This window comes from Thiocapsa sp. (assembly GCF_022340925.1).
Lineage (GTDB): Bacteria > Pseudomonadota > Gammaproteobacteria > Chromatiales > Chromatiaceae > Thiocapsa.
Genome location: NZ_JAJDNA010000095.1, coordinates 1 through 21373, shown reverse-complemented (window position 1 = coordinate 21373; position 21373 = coordinate 1). Strand labels below are relative to the sequence as shown.

The 21373-nt window shown below is 64.8% G+C and carries 21 protein-coding genes and 1 pseudogene; 7 read left to right on the top strand and 15 right to left on the bottom strand.

The genetic code is table 11. The annotated features are described in order from the left end of the window. Positions 1 to 190: pseudogene (locus tag LJE61_RS11535) on the top strand (5-bromo-4-chloroindolyl phosphate hydrolysis family protein); the annotation flags it as partial. A 251-nt stretch (positions 191 to 441) separates the two neighbouring features. On the opposite strand, the gene LJE61_RS11530 reads toward LJE61_RS11535, so the two are convergent. Next, positions 442 to 1272, bottom strand: a complete 831-nt coding sequence (locus LJE61_RS11530) for a tRNA threonylcarbamoyladenosine dehydratase (protein ID WP_296910762.1) — start codon at positions 1270 to 1272, stop codon at positions 442 to 444. Positions 1273 to 1565: 293 nt separating this feature from the next. Between LJE61_RS11530 and groES the strand changes: the two genes are divergently transcribed. Both groES and groL read left to right on the top strand, forming a co-directional pair. Then, entirely contained in the window at positions 1566 to 1853 is a 288-nt protein-coding gene (gene groES, locus LJE61_RS11525; protein WP_296910760.1) for a co-chaperone GroES, read from the top strand. A gap of 56 nt (positions 1854 to 1909) precedes the next feature. Next, on the top strand, positions 1910 to 3541 hold the full coding sequence (gene groL, locus LJE61_RS11520) for a chaperonin GroEL (RefSeq protein WP_296910758.1): 1632 nt from the start codon (positions 1910 to 1912) through the stop codon (positions 3539 to 3541). 203 nt (positions 3542 to 3744) lie between these two features. Here groL and LJE61_RS15355 read toward each other — a convergent pair whose 3' ends face one another. Further along, a complete protein-coding gene (locus LJE61_RS15355; RefSeq protein WP_363306324.1) occupies positions 3745 to 3885 on the bottom strand; it encodes a DUF4332 domain-containing protein in 141 nt (46 codons plus the stop codon). A 190-nt stretch (positions 3886 to 4075) separates the two neighbouring features. On the opposite strand from LJE61_RS15355, the gene tsaA reads away from it, so the two are divergent. Together tsaA and LJE61_RS11510 are read left to right on the top strand one after the other, a co-directional pair. Next, complete coding sequence (gene tsaA / locus LJE61_RS11515) at positions 4076 to 4555, top strand: tRNA (N6-threonylcarbamoyladenosine(37)-N6)-methyltransferase TrmO (protein WP_296910756.1); 480 nt, start codon at positions 4076 to 4078, stop codon at positions 4553 to 4555. Between the two features lie 330 nt (positions 4556 to 4885). Continuing rightward, positions 4886 to 5329 carry a DUF4399 domain-containing protein gene (locus LJE61_RS11510; protein WP_296910754.1) on the top strand — a complete coding sequence of 148 codons (444 nt, stop codon included), beginning with the start codon at positions 4886 to 4888 and terminating at the stop codon, positions 5327 to 5329. A 126-nt stretch (positions 5330 to 5455) separates the two neighbouring features. Here LJE61_RS11510 and LJE61_RS11505 read toward each other — a convergent pair whose 3' ends face one another. Beyond that, positions 5456 to 5827 (bottom strand): hypothetical protein, encoded by a 372-nt coding sequence (locus LJE61_RS11505; protein WP_296910752.1) that lies wholly within the window; start codon positions 5825 to 5827, stop codon positions 5456 to 5458. Between the two features lie 282 nt (positions 5828 to 6109). Between LJE61_RS11505 and LJE61_RS11500 the strand changes: the two genes are divergently transcribed. Both LJE61_RS11500 and LJE61_RS11495 read left to right on the top strand, forming a co-directional pair. Beyond that, positions 6110 to 6805: an ankyrin repeat domain-containing protein gene (locus tag LJE61_RS11500; protein WP_296910749.1), complete on the top strand. Its 696-nt coding sequence runs from the start codon at positions 6110 to 6112 to the stop codon at positions 6803 to 6805. After that, entirely contained in the window at positions 6802 to 7089 is a 288-nt protein-coding gene (locus tag LJE61_RS11495) for a hypothetical protein (RefSeq protein ID WP_296910747.1), read from the top strand. The genes LJE61_RS11500 and LJE61_RS11495 overlap by 4 nt, the downstream gene beginning before the upstream one ends. 169 nt (positions 7090 to 7258) lie before the next feature. Here LJE61_RS11495 and LJE61_RS11490 read toward each other — a convergent pair whose 3' ends face one another. The 12 genes from LJE61_RS11490 to LJE61_RS11435 form a co-directional block, all read right to left on the bottom strand. Beyond that, positions 7259 to 8020, bottom strand: coding sequence for an MBL fold metallo-hydrolase (locus tag LJE61_RS11490; protein ID WP_296910745.1), 762 nt, complete (start codon positions 8018 to 8020; stop codon positions 7259 to 7261). A gap of 172 nt (positions 8021 to 8192) precedes the next feature. Continuing rightward, positions 8193 to 9347, bottom strand: coding sequence for an NlpB/DapX family lipoprotein (gene bamC / locus LJE61_RS11485; RefSeq protein WP_296910743.1), 1155 nt, complete (start codon positions 9345 to 9347; stop codon positions 8193 to 8195). 64 nt (positions 9348 to 9411) lie between these two features. Beyond that, positions 9412 to 10287 carry a 4-hydroxy-tetrahydrodipicolinate synthase gene (gene dapA / locus LJE61_RS11480; RefSeq protein ID WP_296910740.1) on the bottom strand — a complete coding sequence of 292 codons (876 nt, stop codon included), beginning with the start codon at positions 10285 to 10287 and terminating at the stop codon, positions 9412 to 9414. A gap of 66 nt (positions 10288 to 10353) precedes the next feature. Beyond that, positions 10354 to 11793, bottom strand: coding sequence for an NADH-quinone oxidoreductase subunit NuoN (gene nuoN / locus LJE61_RS11475; protein WP_296910738.1), 1440 nt, complete (start codon positions 11791 to 11793; stop codon positions 10354 to 10356). Positions 11794 to 11835: 42 nt separating this feature from the next. Further along, a complete protein-coding gene (locus tag LJE61_RS11470; RefSeq protein WP_296910735.1) occupies positions 11836 to 13416 on the bottom strand; it encodes an NADH-quinone oxidoreductase subunit M in 1581 nt (526 codons plus the stop codon). A gap of 21 nt (positions 13417 to 13437) precedes the next feature. Then, positions 13438 to 15444, bottom strand: a complete 2007-nt coding sequence (nuoL, locus tag LJE61_RS11465) for an NADH-quinone oxidoreductase subunit L (RefSeq protein ID WP_296910733.1) — start codon at positions 15442 to 15444, stop codon at positions 13438 to 13440. 246 nt (positions 15445 to 15690) lie between these two features. Next, positions 15691 to 15996 carry an NADH-quinone oxidoreductase subunit NuoK gene (gene nuoK / locus LJE61_RS11460; protein ID WP_296910731.1) on the bottom strand — a complete coding sequence of 102 codons (306 nt, stop codon included), beginning with the start codon at positions 15994 to 15996 and terminating at the stop codon, positions 15691 to 15693. Next, a complete protein-coding gene (locus LJE61_RS11455; RefSeq protein ID WP_296910729.1) occupies positions 15993 to 16646 on the bottom strand; it encodes an NADH-quinone oxidoreductase subunit J in 654 nt (217 codons plus the stop codon). Before LJE61_RS11455 ends, nuoK begins: the two co-directional genes overlap by 4 nt. Positions 16647 to 16820: 174 nt before the next feature. Continuing rightward, positions 16821 to 17312 (bottom strand): NADH-quinone oxidoreductase subunit NuoI, encoded by a 492-nt coding sequence (gene nuoI, locus LJE61_RS11450; RefSeq protein WP_296910727.1) that lies wholly within the window; start codon positions 17310 to 17312, stop codon positions 16821 to 16823. Positions 17313 to 17326: 14 nt separating this feature from the next. Next, entirely contained in the window at positions 17327 to 18361 is a 1035-nt protein-coding gene (gene nuoH, locus LJE61_RS11445) for an NADH-quinone oxidoreductase subunit NuoH (RefSeq protein WP_296910726.1), read from the bottom strand. A gap of 7 nt (positions 18362 to 18368) precedes the next feature. Then, positions 18369 to 20759 (bottom strand): NADH-quinone oxidoreductase subunit NuoG, encoded by a 2391-nt coding sequence (nuoG, locus tag LJE61_RS11440; protein WP_296918476.1) that lies wholly within the window; start codon positions 20757 to 20759, stop codon positions 18369 to 18371. A gap of 155 nt (positions 20760 to 20914) precedes the next feature. Next, positions 20915 to 21373 (bottom strand): NADH-ubiquinone oxidoreductase-F iron-sulfur binding region domain-containing protein (locus LJE61_RS11435; RefSeq protein WP_296918473.1); only part of this gene is annotated, 459 nt, incomplete at its 5' end.

Here is a 21373-nt window from a genome sequence, read left to right as displayed (position 1 = left end):
CGAAGGTTATGCGAGGACACACAAGCGCGCCGCCTCGCCCGATCTCGACGCCCGCTTCCGCCGCGTCTTGGCCAGCATCGAGGAGGTCTTCCAGGAGCAGCGCCTGAAACTGCTGGAAACGGACGTCATGGATCTGGACGTACAGATCGAGGTGCTGACGAACCAGCTGAAACGCGAAGGCATCGTCTGACTTGCGCGATCGTCGCGGGCCGAGTGCAGTTGCGAGGAGGGGCTCGGGCGGTTTCGAGACGCAGGGCGGGTCTATGTCACGAAGAATCGGGGGGAGTCGGGCCGCTTGCACCGACGGCGCGGCCGGTCCGTCTTCGGCCCACTGGCTCACAGCGCCTGAACCCGGCGATAGCCGAGGGGAGAGGAGGGCCGGCGTGCTCCACCTGCCGCCATCGACCCGGGCGGCCGCCGGGTGCCGCCTGATCAGCGCTTTCAGGACTCACCCTCACCGACCCGGCGTCTGGCCAGCGCCTGATCGATGGCGCGCGAGACAGCCGCGAATCCGAAGGTCGCGGTGACGAAGGTCGCCGAGCCATAGCCAAGCCGACAGTCCAGGGAGACGCCGCTGAGACCCGGCTTACGGCTGCTGACACCGCCGTCCGGGCGCGCGTACACCGGCTGCTCGGTCGAGTAGACACACTCCACCTGGAACCGGCGTCTGGGATCGCGCGGAAACCCATGGACCTCACGCAACCGCCTTCGAACCTTGGATGCGAGCGGGTCATGCTCGGTGCGGCTGAGGTCACCCACCCGGATGGCTGTCGGGTCGCGCCGCCCCCCAGCGCCACCGGTTGTGATGATGGGAATCCGATGCGTCCGGCAGTGGGCAATCATCGCCGCCTTGAAGCGGATGCTGTCGATCGCGTCGATGACCGCGTCATATCCGCGTCCCAGGTAGCCTTCGAGCGTTCGATCGGTGAGGAAGTCGCGGATCGGCTCGCATCGGCACAGCGGGTGGATGTCCCAAATGCGCTCGGCCATGACCGCCACCTTCGGGCGATCGAGCTGACTGGTCGAGGCATGGATCTGCCGGTTGACGTTGCCAGGCTCGATGGTGTCGTCGTCGATGAGCGTGATGGCGCCCACCCCCGTGCGTGCGAGGGCCTCCGCCGCCCAAGAGCCCACGCCCCCTACGCCAACGACGCACACATGCAGCCCTGAGATCCAAACGCTCTCGCGCCTGCCGTACAGCCGGGCGATCGCAGAGAAGCGCGCGCTCGCCGCATCTTGGGCAAGGGCATCTTCAGCGGGAGTCGGGTCCATGGGGTGAGCATCCATCGGTCGTGGTGAAGCGGGCGCCTGCGACCCGGGCCTGCCATGCGTCTTGGAGGTCGAGGCCGGGCAGACATGGCGGCCGTTGGACTCGACCAGCCTGAAGCTGACGACTGATCCCCGACCGCTGTTGCGAGCATCATAAACCCGGACGCCAGCCTGCGCGCGGGCTTGACAACCGCGGTTTTTTCTCTAGATTGTTAGCACTCGCTCAGGTCGAGTGCTAACAATCTAGAGAGATCGCTAAACAGCGACTTCCCTGTTACTAAGGAGCCAAGCGTTCTATGAATCTGCGTCCATTACACGATCGTGTCGTTGTTCGCCGCAAGGAGGAGGAGCGCACTTCCGCTGGTGGCATCGTCATCCCGGACACGGCGACCGAGAAGCCGATCGAGGGCGAGGTGATCGCCGTCGGCAAGGGCAAGCTCCTGGACAACGGCGACGTCCGTCACCTGGATGTGAAGGTCGGCGACCGGGTGCTGTTCGGAAAGTACTCCGGCACCGAGGTCAGGCTCTCCAGCGAAAAGCTCCTGGTGCTGCGCGAAGACGACATCATGGGTGTCATTGAATAACCAACGCCCGCACCTCCCCATCCCCGTCCAGCTGGTATCACAGAGGCAAGATTTCCATGACAGCAAAACAGATTTCCTTCAGCGAGCAAGCCCGTGCACGGATGCTTCACGGCGTGGATATCCTCGCGAATGCCGTTAAGGTGACGCTCGGGCCGAAAGGCCGCAACGTCGTGATCGAGAAGTCCTGGGGCGCCCCCACCGTGACCAAGGACGGCGTCTCCGTCGCCAAGGCGATCGAGCTCAAAGACAAGATCGAGAACATGGGTGCCCAGATGGTCAAGGAGGTCGCCTCCAAGACCTCCGACGTGGCGGGCGACGGCACCACCACCGCGACCGTTCTTGCCCAGGCCATGGTCCGCGAGGGACTGAAGGCGGTCGCTGCCGGCATGAATCCGATGGACATCAAGCGCGGCATCGACCAGGCGGTCACGGCTTCCGTCCAGGAGCTCCAGACGCTCTCACGGCCCTGCTCGACCAACAAGGAGATTGCCCAGGTCGGCACCATCTCGGCCAACGCCGACGAGTCGATCGGCCAGATCATCGCCGAGGCGATGGAAAAAGTCGGCAAGGAAGGCGTCATCACGGTCGAGGAAGGAAAGTCCCTGCACAACGAGCTCGAGCTCGTCGAGGGCATGCAGTTCGACCGTGGCTACCTCTCGCCTTACTTCATCAACAACCAGCAGAACCAGAAGGCCGAGCTGGATGATCCCTACATCCTCCTGCACGACAAGAAGATCTCCAACATCCGCGACCTCCTGCCCGTGCTGGAATCTGTCGCCAAGGCCGGGAAACCGCTGCTGATCATCGCCGAGGATATCGAGGGCGAAGCCCTGGCCACCCTGGTGGTCAACAACCTGCGCGGCATCTTGAAGGTTTGCGCGGTCAAGGCGCCCGGCTTCGGCGACCGTCGCAAGGCGATGCTGCAGGATATCGCGATCCTCACCGGCGGTACCGTGATCGCCGAGGAGGTCGGTCTCTCCCTGGAGAAGGCGACCCTCAACGAGCTGGGGTCGGCGAAGAAGGTCCAGATCGCCAAGGAAGACACCACCATCATCGACGGGGCCGGCTCGCATGACGAGATCAAGGGCCGGTGCGATCAGATCCGCAACCAGATCGAGGACACGACCTCCGACTACGACCGCGAGAAGCTCCAGGAACGCCTGGCCAAGCTCGCCGGCGGCGTGGCGGTGATCAAGGTCGGCGCGGCCACCGAGATCGAGATGAAGGAAAAGAAGGCACGGGTCGAGGATGCCCTGCACGCGACCCGCGCTGCGGTCGAGGAAGGAATCGTCCCCGGCGGTGGCGTCGCCCTGATTCGCGCGATCGGCGCGGTGTCCGGGCTCCAGGGCGTCAACCCCGACCAGAACCTCGGCATCGCCATTGCCCGCCGTGCGATGGAGGAGCCGCTGCGTCAGATCGTGGCCAATGCCGGCGAAGAATCCTCCGTGGTGATGAGCCAGGTCGCCGAGGGTCAGGGCAGCTTTGGATACAACGCGGCCAGCGGTGAGTATGGCGACCTGATGGAGATGGGCATCATCGATCCCACCAAGGTGACGCGCACGGCCCTGCAGAATGCGGCTTCGATCGCCGGCCTGATGATCACCACCGAAGCCATGGTGGCGGATGAGCCCAAGAAGGAGAAGGCCCCAGCCGCGCCCGCCGGCGGCATGGACGACATGGACTACTGATCCATCGGTCACGGGCTCGAAATCCAGCACCCCATTGATTCAAGGAGTTAGGCGCCTACGCGGCCTAACTCCTTGTTTTCAAGTCAACGCATTCGGTCATGCCTCCGGCAAATCGAACTCGCTATTCAGACGCTTCATTCGCCGTACACAGGACAATACCCGATGCAGGCGCGTGCGGGTTCAGGTGCCCGCGATGTCGCACGTCAGCAGCCTCGGCAGGTCCTTGGCCTGGGCGGTCGCTCCGTGAGCTGCATCGCCTCGTCGGTCTCGGCGAGCTTGGCGCACAGGCTCTCGGGCTTGCGTGTGGCGAGCTCCCTGACGGTATCGACGCCGGCGTGCTCGATAGCCTCTTTGACCAGTCGGTCTGGTCATTGCAGTGGCGGCACATCGCGCAGAATGCCCGGGCTGGGTGCGGCCCTCCATGACGAGGTGTGCGGGTGAGGCTGATTCGGTTTAGGGCGGAAGCGACCATCGCGGTCGCTGCTTTCAGCTCGGGAACCCTCGCCCCTGGCCTGCCGGTAATTGTGAGCGACGATGAAGATCGAATACGCGCCAATCGGGATCATCCACTCGCCTTTCGCCGACCCCGCAGAGATGCCGATACAACCGACCGGCGCCGCCGGGGTGACGGGTACGGTGGAGATGTTCGAGGCGTTCCGCGAGGGACTGGCTGATCTCGACGGGTTCTCCCACATCATCCTGCTGTATCACTTTCACCGCAGCCGCGGCTTCGACCTTCGTGTCGTACCATTCCTCGACTCGCAGCCCCGGGGGCTCTTCGCCACCCGTGCGCCCAAGCGTCCGAACCCGATTGGGGTCTCGGTCGTCGCGCTGGACCGGGTCGACGGCGGCTCGCTGCATGTCCGCAACGTCGACATTCTCGACGGAACCCCTCTGCTCGATATCAAGCCCTACGTTCCCGCGTTCGACGCCCCCAGCGATGTCCGATGCGGTTGGCTGGAGAAAGCGCACAGGACGGTCGCGAAGCACCGATCGGATAACCGGTTCAAGTAGCCGTGCGGGGCGTCTCAGATCGACGGAGCCGGGCGGCGGCGCCGAAGGTCCGGGGCGCAGGCTCACATCCCCGGCTGGGATTCTGTTGTCGGACCCGCGCCGGAAATGCGCCTCTCGGCCGGTCGGAGGCCGCATTGTCAGGCCGGTTGAAATAGCGGCACCGACTCCAGACCTTTGGCTCGTCGGGAAGACGACCCCGTTCGGACAGTCGACACAGGGGTTGCCTGCACGCGGCAGAGCGCAAGCTTAGCCCTCTTGGGGCCATCGGCGGCGCGATGCCCCAGGCCGGCCGCGCGGGGCGCTGACACGCAACCACAACATGAGGTTTCGATGATGACCGATCGATACGCTGCATTCGCCCAAACCCTCCTGGTCGCCGCGGGCCTAGCGCTCGGCTTGTCGGCTGGCGCGGCCACCATGGAGCGAACCCCGGCGCCCGAGGGCGCCAAGGCCTACATCATTTCGCCGAAAGACGGTGACACGGTGCCGCGAACCTTCGTGGTGCGATTCGGGCTCTCTGGAATGGGCGTCGCGCCGGCGGGCGCGGACCTACCCAAGACGGGGCACCACCACCTCCTGGTGGACATGGACGGGCTCCCGCCCCTCGATCAGCCGATCAGTGCCGACATCCGGCACTTCGGTGGAGGCCAGACCGAGACCGAGCTGACCCTGCCGCCGGGTGAGCACACCTTGCAGATCCTGCTCGGCGACAAGAGCCACATCCCCCACGACCCGCCGATCGTCTCGGAGCGGATCACCATCACAGTCGAATAGGGATACCCGAACCACGGCGGCCCCTGGAGTTGCGGGGACGTCGAGTCCCCGCGACGGGCCGGGGCGCTGGGTATGCGACGCACAGGCGGCGCGGAGCCCCAGCCGGGAGGAAACCTGGGCGGTCTCTTATGGGTCATCGATGACCAGGCGCTCGACATCAGCCAATCGCACCTCGCGACCATCGGACGTGACGAATCGGCGTCCGTCGACGCTGCCCCGGCGAACCTCGTACTCCGTGACCGACCCGCTGTTGGCATTGATCACCTGGACCCGGATGAGCTCTTGATCGCGACCCCAGTCCCGCACGAGGTAGGTCATGCTGCCGAGCAGCATCACAGCGAGCGCCAGGTAGGCGAGGGGTCGGATCATCCCCGAGGGAATCAAGGGTGGACGCCGAGGCACCAATCCCGCGGCCTCCTGGTCCCGCCGGACGCGCCCTCGATACACGAGATAGGCGCCGAAGACGACGGTGGCCGTCAGCAGGAATTTCCAGATCATGATGCGTCACCTCGGGACTGTTGACAGTCGCCTGAACGAAGCCGATTGCGGGCAATTTTCGTGCTGACAAGGCGTGGCGAGAGGCACGATACTGGTGGTTCCGTTGCGACGAGCCACAACACATTCAGCGCGGAACAGGGCCGCAAGCGAGCCGTGAACGCTGATTGCCAGGAGCCCGCAGCACAACGGCGGGCGGTTCCGCGCAGTGCACCGGCACGTTGCGACGCCTCTGTGGAGGGTCTTACCATGCCTCGCATCCCCGGCACGACCCCAGGAGCAGGAATGATGTCTCGCCTCGTGCGCGGCTTGATGCTGGTCTCGGCCCTGCTACTCGTCGGCTGCAGCGAGCCAGACCCGCCGACGGTCAATCTCCATCGGGCGGTGCAGATCGGGGATCTGGACCAGATCAAACGTCACATCTATTGGGAGACCGATCTCAACCAACCCAACGCGGACGGAGATCTCCCGCTGCATGTCGCGGCGCGCGCGGGGCGTGTCGCCATCGCGCGCGAGCTCGCCAGCAACGGTGCCGATCTCAGGGCCGTCAACGCGGAGGGACACACTCCGCTGCGTGTCGCGCTCGCTCACGGCCGAACCCAGGTCGGGATGATGCTCGTCGACCTTGGCGCGCCGCTGGACGCGCAGTCCATGCTGTTCGATCTGGTCGGCACGGGGTTGATCGACCGTGACGCACTGCGATTTCTGATCAGCGAGGGCGCGCAGATCAATCAGCCTGATGCCGCGGGCAATTCGCCGCTGCATGTCGCCATCCGAAACGGCCACCTCGATACCGTTCAGCGGTTGATCGTTGCGGGAGCGGATGTCAATCAGCCCGATCCAAGCGGTCGCCTGCCGCTGCGTATTGCGCGTGAAACGGCGCCTGGGCGCGACGCCCGCTTCATCGTGTCGACCCTGGAGCGCAGTGGCGCCTTGGCCGACGCTTCCCACTCACCCCCGCGCTCAGGAGCGGCCGAATGACTGAACGGATCGAAGAGCTGACGGTGACCTATATCGAAGACGGCATCGCCACGACCAAGGAGATCGATAAGGTCGTCCTGTCCAAGGGAAGTTGGACGACCATTCTCTTTCGCTACCAGGATTGGGATCGCGTCAAGGGCGAATACGGCCCCGACAAATACACCATCCGCCGCTATCAGAAGCGCGGCGGAGAGTACCGGCAGCAATCGAAGTTCAACATCTCGAGCCGCGCCCAGGCGCAGGCACTGGTGGAGGCGCTGCAGGTCTGGTTGCAGGACGTTTGAGCCTGCACAACAACCTTGCGTCGCGAAGGCGACCAGGCCGCGACGAAGCCCTGCGATCTTCGCTCCGTACTGGCGGCCCCTCACCCTTGTCGCACGCATCAGGCACACCCAATCGAACCTGTCCGCCCGCGTGAGGTGCGAGCCGTCGGACCCGGCGACTCGACGTCGTTCAAACGAGGCACCAGCGGCTCGGCTGATCCTGCTCGATGATCAGAGACCGCGTGCAGAGTGACGCGGAGACACCGCGGATCGTCTCGCGCACGAGGTCGGGGTGGTTGTTGCTCTCGCTGACATGGGCCACGGCAAGATGCCCGAGCGCATGATGAGGCAGCTCGTCGAGCAGGCGTGCGGCCTGGAGGTTGCTGAGATGGCCGAAGTCGCCAGCGATGCGGCGTTGCAGGCTCGGGGGGTAGGGGCCGCGGCGGAGCAGATCCGGATCATGGTTGAGCTCGAGGATCAAGGCGTCGCAATCCCAAAGCATCTGTTTCATGTGGGGGGTGACACAACCGGCATCCGTCAGCATCCCGAGGCGACGCCCGCCTGCCTCGATCAGGAACTGGCAGGGCTCACGGGCATCGTGGGGTACGGGATAGGAGCGGATACAGGCGCCATCAAGCCGCACCATCTGACCCTGACCCGAGAGCAGTCGCAGCCTCGGGATCTCGGGCGCACCCACGGCCCGCCAAGTTCCGGGGGTCGTCCAGACCTCTGCCCCGTGACGCCTTGCGAAGGCCTGGATTCCCCTCGCATGGTCGGTATGCTCATGCGTGAGCAGCGCGACATCGATGCTGTCCGGCTCGACCCCGATGATCCGCAAGCGCTGATGGAGCTCGCGCAGACTGAAGCCGTTGTCGACCAGGACACACCACCCGTTTCCTTCGACCAGTGTGGCGTTGCCGCGGCTGCCGCTGCCGAGAGAGCAGAACCGCACGGCGGGTCTAGGAGACCGTCTGACTTGAGGCCGACCGACCACGCCGGCGGGAGAGGGGTCCATCTTCGCCCGATTTATCGTTACATGGATCCACTCTGCACCTCAAAATCGGTCGGCTCCGCGCTCGCCCTCCACTCTCGGCTCGCGACGATCGCTCACGTCAGACAGGCTCCTAGCGGATCTGCTCCCGCAGCAGGGCGAGAATGCGCTGGCCGCTCTCGGATACGTCCGGATTGCCGCTCGCGTCGAGCACCCTGACACGCGACTCGGAGTCGTTGCCCTGGACCAGAACCTGATACTGCTTGACCGGGTCGACCGCGTCCTTACGCCAGAAGGTCATCCGCGACAGCAAACCGGGACCTTTCCCGTCAGAGTCGCCAGACTGGCCTGCGTAGCGGACGTAATAGATGCCCCGGCTGAGATCCCGGTCCTCCACGGCGAACCCGGCACGATCGAGGGCTGACCCGGTCGTTCGCCAGGCCCGGCGGAATTCCTCCTGGATCACCAGGACCTGGGAACCGCCTTCCGCGACCAGGCGCGCGCCGGTCGGCGCAGGCGCCACGCTGGCCGTCCCGGCGGCCGCACGCTGCTCGGGCGCGCCCAGGAAGACCATCAGACGCCGCAGCATCTCCGCCTCCTTGGCCGGATCCGAGCCGCTGGGCTCCCAAACGGTGCGACTGCCGTCGCCGATCGCATTCGTCACCAACCGCTCTTCCATTCCGCGATGGGTGAGGTGAACATCAGTGGTCCCGGCGCGGGTCCCGGGCTCGATCCGCACGCTGTACTGGTCACGCGTGGAGGTCGCATAGAGGCCCTCCGCCACCTTGCTGATCATCCGGGTCACGAAATCGCGACGGATCTCCGCGCGGTTGTCGAGCCAGTCGGTCTTCATGATCCCGACCGACGGTTCCTGCTCCACCAGCAGGATGCCCTGCTCGCGCCAGAAGGCGATCACCCTGGGCCACACCTGTTGCGGGACAGCCTGGACCTCCAGCCAGCGCTCCGAGTCGCGGCGCTTCAGCTCGACGTTGGGGATCTCCGGCAGCACGTCCCCCGCCGCGGCCACGCGCTGACGGTGGGCTCGGCTGCCGCTGTACTCCGAATAGGTGGTCCCGCCGATGGGCGGGATATCCAGGGCATCGTCGAACTGCCCTGCGGTCAGGTCCGGCGGGATCTCGAGATTCTCGCCCGCCTCGCGTTGCTTCTTGTAGGCGAGCCGCTGGTCGGGAATGGCGTCATTGACGACGCTGGAGCCGCAACCAGTCAGGAGTAAGACGACCGACAGCGCGACGGCGAAGCCGCCGATGGGCCAAACACGTGCTCTCAACTTGAGCGACCTCTTAGTCGATGAATCGTCCGTCACCGCTGCAACGCGTCCGCACCGCGAGGCATCAGAGAACGCCCGCATGTTCCATTGCCGCACGCACACGGGCGTGGTGCTCCTCGCTGAGCCAGGTCAGAGGCAGACGAATCCCCGGCGGGCACAGACCCAACTCCGCGGCTGCCCATTTGACCGGGATCGGATTGGACTGGACGAACAGATCGCGATGCAAGGCATCGAGACGCCGATTGATGGCATCTGCCCGCTCCCGGTCACCTGCAAGGGCCGCATCGCACATCTCGCGCATCTGCCGCGGGGCGAGATTGGCGGTCACGGAGATCACCCCATCGCCACCGAGGAGCATGAACTCACAGCCGGTCGCATCGTCCCCGCTGAAGAGGCCAAAGCCTTCCCCACACGCCGCGCGCAGCCGGGCGACCCGGGTCAGGTCGCCGCTCGCTTCCTTGATGCCGACGATGTTATCGAGAGGCGCCAAGCGAGCCACGGTCTCGGGCAGCATGTCGCAGGCGGTCCGACCCGGCACGTTGTAGAGGATCTGCGGGATCTCGACCGCCTCCGCCACGGCCTTATAGTGCAGATACAGGCCCTCCTGTGTGGGCTTGTTGTAATAAGGGGTGACCAGGAGGGCGGCTTGCGCGCCCGCATCCTTCGCGCAGCGCGTCAGCGTGATCGCCTCGCGCGTGGAGTTTGCGCCCGTCCCGGCGATGATCGGGATGCGCCCCGCGGCAAGGTCCAGGGTCCTGCGGATGACCTCGCAGTGCTCCGCCTCGTCGAGCGTCGCCGACTCGCCCGTCGTGCCGACAGCGACGATCGCCGTCGTCCCGGCGTCCACGTGGAAATCGACCAGGCGCTGCAGGCTCGCGTCGTCGATCCGACCATCCTGGTGCATGGGCGTGATGAGTGCAACGATGCTGCCGCGAAACATGTGCGAGTCCGTCAGGCCAAAGCACCCATGGTAGTACGCGAGCGAGCGCCCACACAACCGCAGCGATCAGGAGAAGGCACTCTGACACCATCCCAGCAGGGTTGCCGGAAACAACCCGAGCGCCAGCAGCGAGAGGCCGTTCAGGCTCATTGCGACACGCACCCCGCCGGACGTCCTCAGCGCCGGCATATCGGGGAGGGGCTTGTCGAAATAGATCAGCTTCACCACCCGCAGGTAATAAAAGGCACCGATGATGGAGAAGATGACGGCAACGACTGCCAGCCAGACCAGATCGATGCGGACCACGGATTCGAGAACCAGCAGCTTGGCCATGAACCCGACCGTGGGCGGAACGCCGGCCATCGAGAACATCACGATGGCCATCATCGCAGCGTACCAGGAATCCCGGTCGTTCAAGCCCTTGAGGTCCTCGAGGTTCTCGGCATCGAAGCCCTTGCGGCTCAGGATCAGGAGGATCCCGAAGGCTCCCGCGGCCATCACCGCATAGACGATCGCATAGAACATCGCCGCCGCGTAGCCCTGAGCGGAGCCCGCCAGGAGCCCCAGGAAGACGAACCCGACATGGGAGATGGTCGAATAGGCCAACATCCGTTTGACATTGGTCTGAGCGATGGCGACCAGATTACCCAGACCCATCGAGAGGACGGCAAGGATCAGGAGCATCCCCTGCCAGTCTGGCTGGATTGCCTCGAGCCCATCCACCAGCATCCGGATCGCCAGGGCGAAGGCCGCGATCTTGGGGGCACTGCCGAGGATGAGAACCGACGGGGTCGGCGCGCCCTCATAGATGTCAGGAACCCACATATGGAACGGCACGGCACCGAACTTGAAGCCAACCCCGATGATCAGGAAGACGACCCCAAAGACCAGGACCCGGTTCCCCATGCCCTGCTCGGCGACCGCCCCGGCCACCGGGCCGAACTCGATCGAGCCGGTCGCACCATAGATCATGGAGACGCCATAGAGCAGCATGCCCGAGCCGAGTGCACCCAGCACGAAGTACTTCATGGCCGCCTCGGCGCCCTTCTTGGAGTCGCGGTCGAACGCGACCAGGGCATAGAGGCAGAGTGCTTGAAGCTCCAACCCGAGATAGAGGGTGAGGAAGTTGTTGGCCGAGACCATGATCAGCATCCCGAGCACGGCAAAGAGGCCCAGAACGTAGAACTCCCCGACGAATAACCCGCGGTCCTTCAGCCAAGGGCGCGCGTAGACAAACGCCAGCAGACTCACCAGGAGGATGGCCCCTTTGAGCAGGTCGCTCAGGCCGTCGCGGACGACGTTCCCGTCCAAGACCAGCTGCCGCTCACCGCCACCGACGGCGCCCGTCAGGCCGATCGCGATCAGCAGACCGATGAGGGTCAGCCTGTGGTTGACGTCCTTGTCCTGCTCCTTGACATAGAGATCGAGCACGAGGACCAGGCTGGCGGTGACCAGGATCGCGATCTCCGGCAGGACGGGCAAAAGATTGGCGGCGTCGAATGGCATGTGACTGTTCCGGTTAGATGAGACCCGCGGCCAGGTGCATGCTCAGGGCTGACCAGTGAGGCCAGCCATTGACGCCGGCAGCGCGAGGACACAGTCCCCCGACTCGGACGCGGGCAGCTTGCAGGTACTGGCGTGGGCGACCAGGTTGTCGACGGAGGCATGCATCACCTCGACCAAGGGCGCGGGCCAGATCCCCAGCGCCAGGACCGCTAATGCCAGCGCGCCGAGATTGAAGGCCTCGCGGCGATTGAGGTCCTGCAGCGCGGCAACCTTCTCGTTCTTGACCTCACCGAAGACGACGCGCTTGACCATCCAGAGGGTGAAGGCCGCCGCCAGGATCAGCGTGGTCGCAGCCAGGAAGGCCCACCAGAAGTCCGCCCGGAAGGTTGCCAGGATCACCATGACCTCACCGACAAACCCGGAGGTCCCCGGCAGGCCCGCATTCGCCATCGCGAAATAGACGACGAAGGCACCGAACCAGGGCATGGTGTTGATGACGCCACCATAGTCGGCGATCTCACGCGAGTGCACCCGGTCATAGAGCACGCCCACGCAGAGGAAGAGGGCGCCCGAGATGAACCCGTGCGAGATCATCTGGACCATGCCGCCCTCGATCCCCATGACCGCGCCGCCGGCGACCGCCGGGTTGCGCAGGATCGTGAAGACGATGAAGAAGCCCAGCGTGACGAAACCCATGTGGGCAATCGATGAATAGGCGATCAGCTTTTTCATGTCCTGCTGGACCAGGGCCACGAACCCGATGTAGACGATGGCGATCAACGACAGGGCGATGATCAGCCAATCGAGTGCCGCGCTGGCGTCAGGTGTGATCGGCAGCGAGAAGCGCAGGAAGCCGTAGCCGCCGATCTTCAACATGATGGCGGCAAGGATCACCGAGCCGCCCGTCGGGGCCTCGACATGGGCATCCGGAAGCCAGGTGTGGACAGGGAACATGGGTACCTTCACGGCAAAGGCGAGTAGGAAGGCCACGAAGATCAGGGTCTGGGCCGTCAACCCCAGCTGCAGATCGTGAAAATCCAGGATGCTGAAGCTGTCTGCCTGGAAATACATGTAGATGAGCGCGACCAGCATGAACACCGAGCCGAAGAAGGTGTACAGGAAGAACTTGATGGTCGCGTAGACCCGGTTCGGACCGCCCCACACCCCGATGATGATAAACATCGGGATCAGCATGGCCTCCCAGAAGACGTAGAAGAGGATCGCGTCCAGGGCCGAGAAGACGCCCACCATGACACCCTCCATGATCAGGAATGCGGCCATGTAGTGCGACGGCTTATAGGTGATGACCTCCCAGCCGGCGACGATCACGAAGATGGTGATGAAGGTCGTCAGGATGATCAGCGGCATGGAGATCCCGTCGACGCCCAGGTGATAGTAGACGTCGAAGTTGGGTATCCAGGGGGCACGCTCCACGAACTGCATCTGGGCGGTGCCGCTGTCGAAACCGGTCCACAGACCCAGGCTGACGAAGAAGGTCAAGAGCGCGAAGCCGAGGGCGATCCACTTGGAGATCGCTGCGGCGCGGTCACCGCTCGCCAGCACGGCGATGCCGCCGATGATGGGGAACCAGATGACCAACGTCAGGAGAGGGAACTCGTTCATTCAGGGCATCTCCTGTCCGCGTCAGAGCACGACAAAGATCGTCAAAAGCCCGGCCAGCCCGACGATCATCGCGATCGCATAGTGATAGAGGTAACCGGTCTGCAGCTGTCGTACCCGCTGCGCCAACCAAGCGACCCGGTTGGCCGAGCCATTGACCACGGCACCGTCGATGAGGATGCGATCACCGCTGACCCAGAGTGCGGTACCCAGGCGGCGACCACCGCCAGCGAAGACCCGCTGGTTGAAGTCGTCGAACCCGTACTTGGCCTGGAGGACCCTGGTGAAGGGACCGCCCCAGGATTGGATCTGCTCGTCCAACTTGGGATCGATGGAGAAACCGAGCCACCAGACCAAAGCGGCGAAGACCAAGCCGCCCATGGCGAGATAGAAGGGCAGCATGTGCATGCCGTGGAGGACGAAGGCCCACTCGCCGTGCCAATGCGCTCTCAGCGGCTCCAGGTTGTCGTGCCCGGGCGCCACCTGGATCGGGCTCCAGTCGCCGGTGTTGAACCAATCGGTGACCAGCAGCGGCTCGACCGCAATCCAGCCGATCACGACCGACGGGATCGCGAGGAGGATCAGCGGGAGGGTCACCACCCAGGGGGTCTCGTGAAGATGGTGCCGCGTGTGCTCGTCCATTCGCGGCTTGCCGTGGAAGACCAGGAAGTACATGCGGAAGCTGTAGAGCGCGGTCACGAGCACCCCGATCGTCAGCAGGAGCGACGCATAGCCCGCACCAAAGATGTGCGAGTGACCAACCGCCTCGATGATCGCGTCCTTCGAGAAGAATCCCGAGAACGCCGGGAACCCGATGAGGGCCAAGGATCCGATCAGGGCGGTGATCCAGGTGATCGGCATGTACCGGCGCAGCCCGCCCATGTGGCGGATATCCTGGTCGTGATGCATCGCGATGATCACCGAGCCAGCGGCCAGGAACAGCAGGGCCTTGAAGAAGGCATGCGTCATCAGATGGAAGATCCCGGCCGCGTACGCCGAGGCCCCGAGAGCGGTGACCATGTAGCCGAGCTGCGAGAGGGTCGAATAGGCGACGACCCGCTTGATGTCGTTCTGGACCAGTCCGATGAGCCCCATGAACAGGGCGGTGGTGGCCCCGACGATCAACACGAAGCTCAAGGCCGCCTCCGACAGCTCATAGAGGGGCGACATCCGCGCCACCATGAAGACACCGGCGGTGACCATGGTCGCGGCGTGGATCAACGCCGAGATCGGCGTCGGGCCCTCCATCGAGTCAGGAAGCCAGACGTGCAACGGGACCTGTGCGGATTTGCCCATGGCGCCGATGAAGAGCAGGACACAGATCAGCGTCATGAGCGACACCCCGCCGAACAGGGCAACCTGGGTGTCGGCGTGCTGCGGCGCAGCCGCAAACACCTCCGCATAATCCATGCTGTTGAAATACATCGCCACCGCGGCGATGCCGAGGATAAACCCGAAGTCGCCGACGCGATTGACGATAAATGCCTTCAGATTGGCGAAGATGGCCGTCTCGCGGGTCGACCAGAACCCGATCAGCAGGTAGGACACCAGACCGACCGCCTCCCACCCGAAGAACAGCTGCATGAAGTTGTTGGACATGACCAACATCAACATGGAGAAGGTAAAGAGCGAGATGTAGCTGAAGAAGCGCTGGTAGCTGTTGCGACCGGAGAGCGATCCCTTGGGCCAGTTGTGCTCGTCATCGGCCATGTAGCCGATCGTGTAGACGTGCACCATCAGCGAGACGAAGGTCACGGTAGCCATCATCAGGGCCGTGAGCCGATCGACGAGGAAGCCGACCTCAAAGCGCATGCCGTCGGAGACCATCCAGGTGTAGACGGCCTGATTAAAGACCGGCTCGTCGCCCCAGATGAAACGCGTCAGCACCCAGAGCGACAGGGCCGCGGACACCCCCACACCGGCGATGGTCACCGAATGCGCACCCCGGCGGCCGATTCTGCCGCCGAAAAAGCCGGCGACGATGGCGCCCAGGAGCGGCGCAAGCACGATGGTCAGGTAGACGTTTTCCACTGTTTGTTTCGCTCTTTCGCTCTGTTTGATCCTGCAGCATCCGGCGCGGCCAGTGACGCCGCCGCGCGACTCGGCTCCGCGGTCGCGCCGCTTGAGGGCATGCTGACTGATTGGCCATCCGGGCCAAAAATCAGCCTTAGCGGGAAAATGCGGTTTCCCGGTTCCTTCATCTGCAAGCGCCTGCGCGCTTGAAAATGGCGTGGCGTCCTGCCCCGAACGGGAAGCGCTGCATATTTCAGCGCTTCCTCAGCCCTTCAGGCTGTCCAGGTCCTGCACATTGATCGTCTGCCGATTCCGGAAGACGACGACCAGGATCGCAAGTCCGATCGCGGCCTCCGCTGCGGCGACGGTCAGAATGAAGAAGACGAATACCTGCCCTGTCATATCACCGAGAAAATGGGAGAAGGCGACGAAGTTCATGTTCACGGCCAGGAGCATCAGCTCGATGCACATCAACAGCAGGATGACGTTCTTGCGATTGAGAAAGATCCCGGCGACGGCGAGCATGAACAGGCCGGCCGCCAGGATCAGATAGTCCGAGAGGGCGATCATTCAGTCGGTTCCTGTTTTGGTGCGGGGGCAGCAACAGCCGGGGCTGCGGCACCCTCCGACGCCATCTTGACGATGCGAATGCGATCGGGGCCTTTCTTGACCCGGACCTGTTGCGCCGGATCCAGATACTTGGTGTCCGGCCGCCGGCGCAAGGTCAGCCGAATCGCGGCGACGATGGCCACCAGCAGAATGACCGCCGCGATCTCGAAGGGATAGACATAGAGGGTATAGAGCAGCAGACCGAGGTCCCCGGTATTGCTGGCATCCGCCGCGGCCGGCGGGGGCTTGGGAAAGGCTTCCAGGCCGAAATTGGCCGGCCCGACGATCAGGAATATCTCCAAGGCCAACACGACCGCAATCAAGGCGCCCAGAGGCAGATACCGAATGAATCCCGCGCGGAGGGTCGCGACATCCACATCCAGCATCATGACCACAAACAGGAAGAGGACCATCACGGCGCCGACATAGACGAGGATCAGGACGATACCGAGGAACTCGGCCTCCATCAGGACCCAGAGCGCAGCGCTGCTGACGAAGGCCAGCACCAGGTAGAGGACGGCGTGGACCGGGTTGCGACGCGTGATCACCATCCCTGCTGCCACTAGGGTTATGGTCGCGAAGACGTAAAAAAGAAATTTTTCAAAGCCCATGATTGATCCAGATGCCTTCGTTAACCGCGACGACCCGACACGCGCACGACGAGACCCGGGAGGATCCGCGCGCCTGGGGGCAGCCCCGATCGGTCGGCCCTCCGCCGGCAGACGAATGCGCGAGATCCAGCTGCCTGATATGCGAGTCCCCTGCCCCCGGTTTGCTCATGCCGGTCAGCGGTAGGGCGCGTCCGCGGCGCGTGCCGCCGCGATCTCTACCTCACACTTGTCCCCGATCGCGAGGAGTGTCTCCTTGGTCATGATGTTCTCGCCGCGATTCTCGAAGTGATACTCGTAAATACTTGTCTCGACTATGGAATCGACCGGACAAGACTCCTCGCAGAAGCCGCAGTAGATGCACTTGAAGAGGTCGATGTCGTAACGCGTGGTCCGCCTGGAGCCATCCGCCCGCGGCTCGGCCTCGATCGTGATGGCGAGCGCCGGGCAGACCGCCTCGCAGAGCTTGCAGGCGATGCACCGCTCCTCACCGTTCGGATAGCGACGCAGCGCGTGCAACCCCCGAAACCGCGGTGAGATCGGCGCCTTCTCCTCCGGATACTGCACAGTGAACTTGCGCCTGAACAGATAGGTACCCGTGAGGCCGAGTCCCCGGAAGAGCTCGACGAGCAACAGGCCCTGGAGATAGTCACGTGCGACTTTCAGCATCGGTGCTCTCCGGATCAGGCGGACCACCAGGGCGGCAGCTCAGCGACGACCGCAAGCGCCACCACCAGGATCCACACGATCGTGATCGGGATGAACACCTTCCAGCCCAGGCGCATGATCTGGTCGTACCGATAGCGCGGGAAGGTCGCCCGAAACCACAAGAACAGGAACATGAAGAAAAAGGTCTTGAGCAGGAGCCAATGAAAGCCGTCGCCCAGGATCCGGCTGCCCTCGGTCCAGACCTGAGGGAACGGCGACAGCCAGCCGCCCATGAACAGGAGCGCGGACAGGGCCGAGATGAGGATCATGTTGGCATACTCGGCGAGGAAGAAGACCGCGAAGGCCATCCCCGAATACTCCACGTGGAAGCCCGCCACGATCTCGGACTCTCCCTCCGCCACGTCAAAGGGCGCGCGGTTGGTCTCCGCGACCCCCGAGATCAGGTAGACGCCGAACAGGGGCAGCAACGGCAGCCAGAACCAGGTCAGCAGGTGACCCTCCTGGGCCTCGACGATCGCGCCCAGATTGAGGCTTCCGGCCGCCACCAGGACGCCCACCAGGGCGAAGCCCATCGCGATCTCATAGGCGACGATCTGAGCACCCGAGCGCATGGCACCGAGCAGGGCGTACTTGGAGTTGGACGACCAGCCCGCGATGATGATGCCGTAGACCCCGAGCGAGGTGAGGGCCAGAACGTAGAGGAGGCCGGCATTGATATCGGCGAGGACCAGGCCCTCGTCGAACGGAAACACCGCCCAAGCGGCCAGCGCCGGCGCGATCGCGATCATGGGGGCCATCAGGAACAGGGCCTTGTCGGCCTTGGTCGGGATGACGATCTCCTTCATCATCAACTTGACCGCATCGGCGATCGGCTGCAGCAGGCCCCGCCAGCCGACACGGTTGGGGCCGATGCGGACCTGGATGTAGCCGATGACCTTGCGCTCGGCATAGGTGTAGTAGGCCACGAGACCCAGGAGCGGCAGGACGATTGCGGTGATCTTCAGCAGGATCTGAATCACCACCGGAAGGGCGTTCCACAGTTCGATCATCGTTGCCTCACCCCGTGTTGCCGCCCGAGGGCATGATCGCGACCGGGCCGATCTGCGCGCCCAGTCGCTCGCTTCCGGCCACTCCCGCTGGGATGCGGGCACACCCGGGGGGCACGGAGTCATCCAGGATCACCCGGGCTTCGGCCTCGGCGCCGTCCTGGCGGACCCTCACCTCCTGGCCGGCCGCCAGACCCTCAGCCCGCGCCTGCTGCGAGTGCAGATAGACCCCGAAGGCCGCACCCGGTACGGGCGTGCGCTGCAACGCCGGGGCACGCCGGACCAGTGGGTCCAGTGCGTAGATGGGCACGCTGCCGATGCGCATCAGTCCGGCCGCATCCGCCGGAGACGCCACCAGATGCTCGCCTCGCGGGCTGTTGTCGAGCGCGGTCTCGCGGCAGAGGAAGGCGAGCTCTTCACGGACCTGGGCGGCATCCCGATAGTCGAACCCCGGCAGGTCCAGGAGGTTGCCCAGGACACGCAGCACCTTCCAGCCGGGACGGGCCTCCCCCGGTGGGGCGACGGCCCCCTGAAACGACTGCCAGGTCCCACTCGCATTGACGAAGGTTCCGGCGGTCTCGGCGAAGGCGCCGATCGGCAGCAGGACATCTGCCGCCGACTCCAGCGCGGGTGCGCGGAAGGCCGAGCAGGCAACGACGAGCTCCGCCTCCCCGCACATCGCCATGGCGCGGGCCGGATCGACCAGATCCCGATCCGGCTCCAGACCCCACAACACCAATGCGCTGGGCGGCGCAGTCAGCAGGTCACCGACGCCCAGTCCCACCGGATCGGCCGGTCGTCCGCCCGGCAGCCCATGCGGGACAACCCCGGCCAGATGGGCCCCCACGCTGTTTGCAGCCGCCGGGAGATAGCCCACGCGCGCCTGGCTGGATGCGCCGATCAGATAGCCCAGTGCCTTGAGTGTACTGAAGTTCGGGTGCGCGGTGGCCAGCGCACCGACCAGGATCAATCCCTTGTCCTGCTCGCCGGACGCCCGCAGGCGCTCGGCGATTGCATGGTGGGTCTCCGTCGGCGCGCTGGCGCCGATCGTCTTGCTGAGCGCCCCTGAGGCCGTGACCCCCAGCGCCTTGGCGATCGCCGCGAGATCCGCGACCATCTGCGCGGGCGTCCCGGTCAGCTGGTGCGCGGGATGGGTCAGTGCCAGCTCGATGGGGCTCACGCAGGCGACCGTTGCGCCTTCCAGCGCCGCCTTGCGAATGCGGTGGGCGAGGAGCGGCTGCTCCTGGCGGATGTCGCTGCCGACCAGCAGGATCGTCTCGCGGGTCTCCAACTCGGTGATCGACAACCCCAGCCAGGGGAGCAGCGGATCGGCGGCATCGCCGCTGAAGTCGAGCTGACGCAGGCGATGATCAATGTTTGGGCAACCCAGACCGCGGGCGACCCGCTGCGCCAGATACAGCTCCTCGAGCGTCGCATTGGGAGCCATCAGCCAGCCCATCCGGCTCGGATCGGTAGCTTTGAGACGCTCGGCGACCAGGGTCAGGGCATCCTGCCACGCGGCCTCGCGCCACACCCCGCCGGTCTTGATCATGGGCGCGGTCAGACGGTCCTCGGCGTTCAGCCCGGCGTAGCTGAAACGGTCACGGTCGGAGATCCAGGTCTCGTTGACGTCCTCGTTGTCGCGCGGATGCACCCGCATCACCTGATTGCCGCGCACGTGCAGCCGAAGATTCGAGCCGACGCCGTCGTGGGGGGCGATGCTGTCCGCATCGGTCAGCTCCCAGGCACGAGCGGTGAAGCGGTAGGGTTTGGCGGTGAGCGCACCCACCGGACAGAGGTCGATGATGTTCCCGGAGAGCTCATGGCTCACGGTGTGGCCGACAAAGGTCCCGATCCGCATGTCCTCACCGCGGCCGGTCGCGCCGAGCTCGCGCACCCCGGCGATCTCGGCGCCGAACCGCACGCAGCGGGTGCAGTGGATGCAGCGGGTCATGTCGGTCGCGATCAGGGGTCCCAGATCCTCGTCCTTGACGACCCGTTTCCGCTCGGTGAAGCGGGAGACGTCGCCGCCATAACCCATGGCGACGTCCTGAAGCTCGCACTCGCCGCCCTGATCACAGATCGGGCAGTCGAGGGGGTGATTGATGAGCAGGAACTCCATCGTGCCCTGCTGGGCATCGATGGCCTTGGGTGAACGCGTCAGGACCTTCATCCCGGCCCCGACCGGGGTCGCGCAGGCCGGCACCGGCTTCGGGAAGGGGCGCCCACCCTGCTCCGCCTCGACCAGACACATCCGGCAGTTGGCCGCGATCGACAGCTTTTTGTGGTAGCAGAAACGCGGAATCGGGATCCCCTCGCGGTCCGCAACCGCGATGATCATCTCTCCCGGCGCCGCTTCACAGGCGCGGCCGTCGATCTCGATGGTGAGCTTGTCGGTCATTCAGGTCTCTCGATCGGCACCCCTAACCGCGGGGCCGCGCCCCTTGAGCGCGTCCCCGGATCTGTTCGCATGGGCAAACAGGGCCGCTTGACAAGTTGCGATGCTGGGGGCGCGACCTGGGCCGGCGCACACCCGGTTCGGATCCAGCCGCGGCCCTAAGCCGCCATGCTGTGACCGTGCTCGATCAGGTACTCGAATTCATGCCGGTAGTGTTTGAGGAAGCTCTGCACCGGCATCGCTGCGGCATCGCCCAAGGCGCAGATGGTCCGACCGCCAATCCGCCCGGCGACGCTGTCGAGCAGGTCCAGGTCAACGGGCCGACCCTGCCCCTCGAGAATCCGGCGCAGCACCCGCTCCAGCCAGCCGGTCCCTTCCCGGCAAGGCGTGCACTGCCCGCAGGATTCGTGCATGTAAAAGTGCGACAGGTTATGCAGGACCTTGACCATACAGGTCCCTTCTGCGATCACGATCACCGCGCCGGAGCCAAGCATGGAGCCGGCCTTGGCGATCGAGTCGTAATCCATGTCGGTCTCCATCATGACCTCGCCGGGCACGACCGGAACCGACGAGCCGCCGGGGATCACCGCCTTGAGGGCGCGACCGTCCTTCATGCC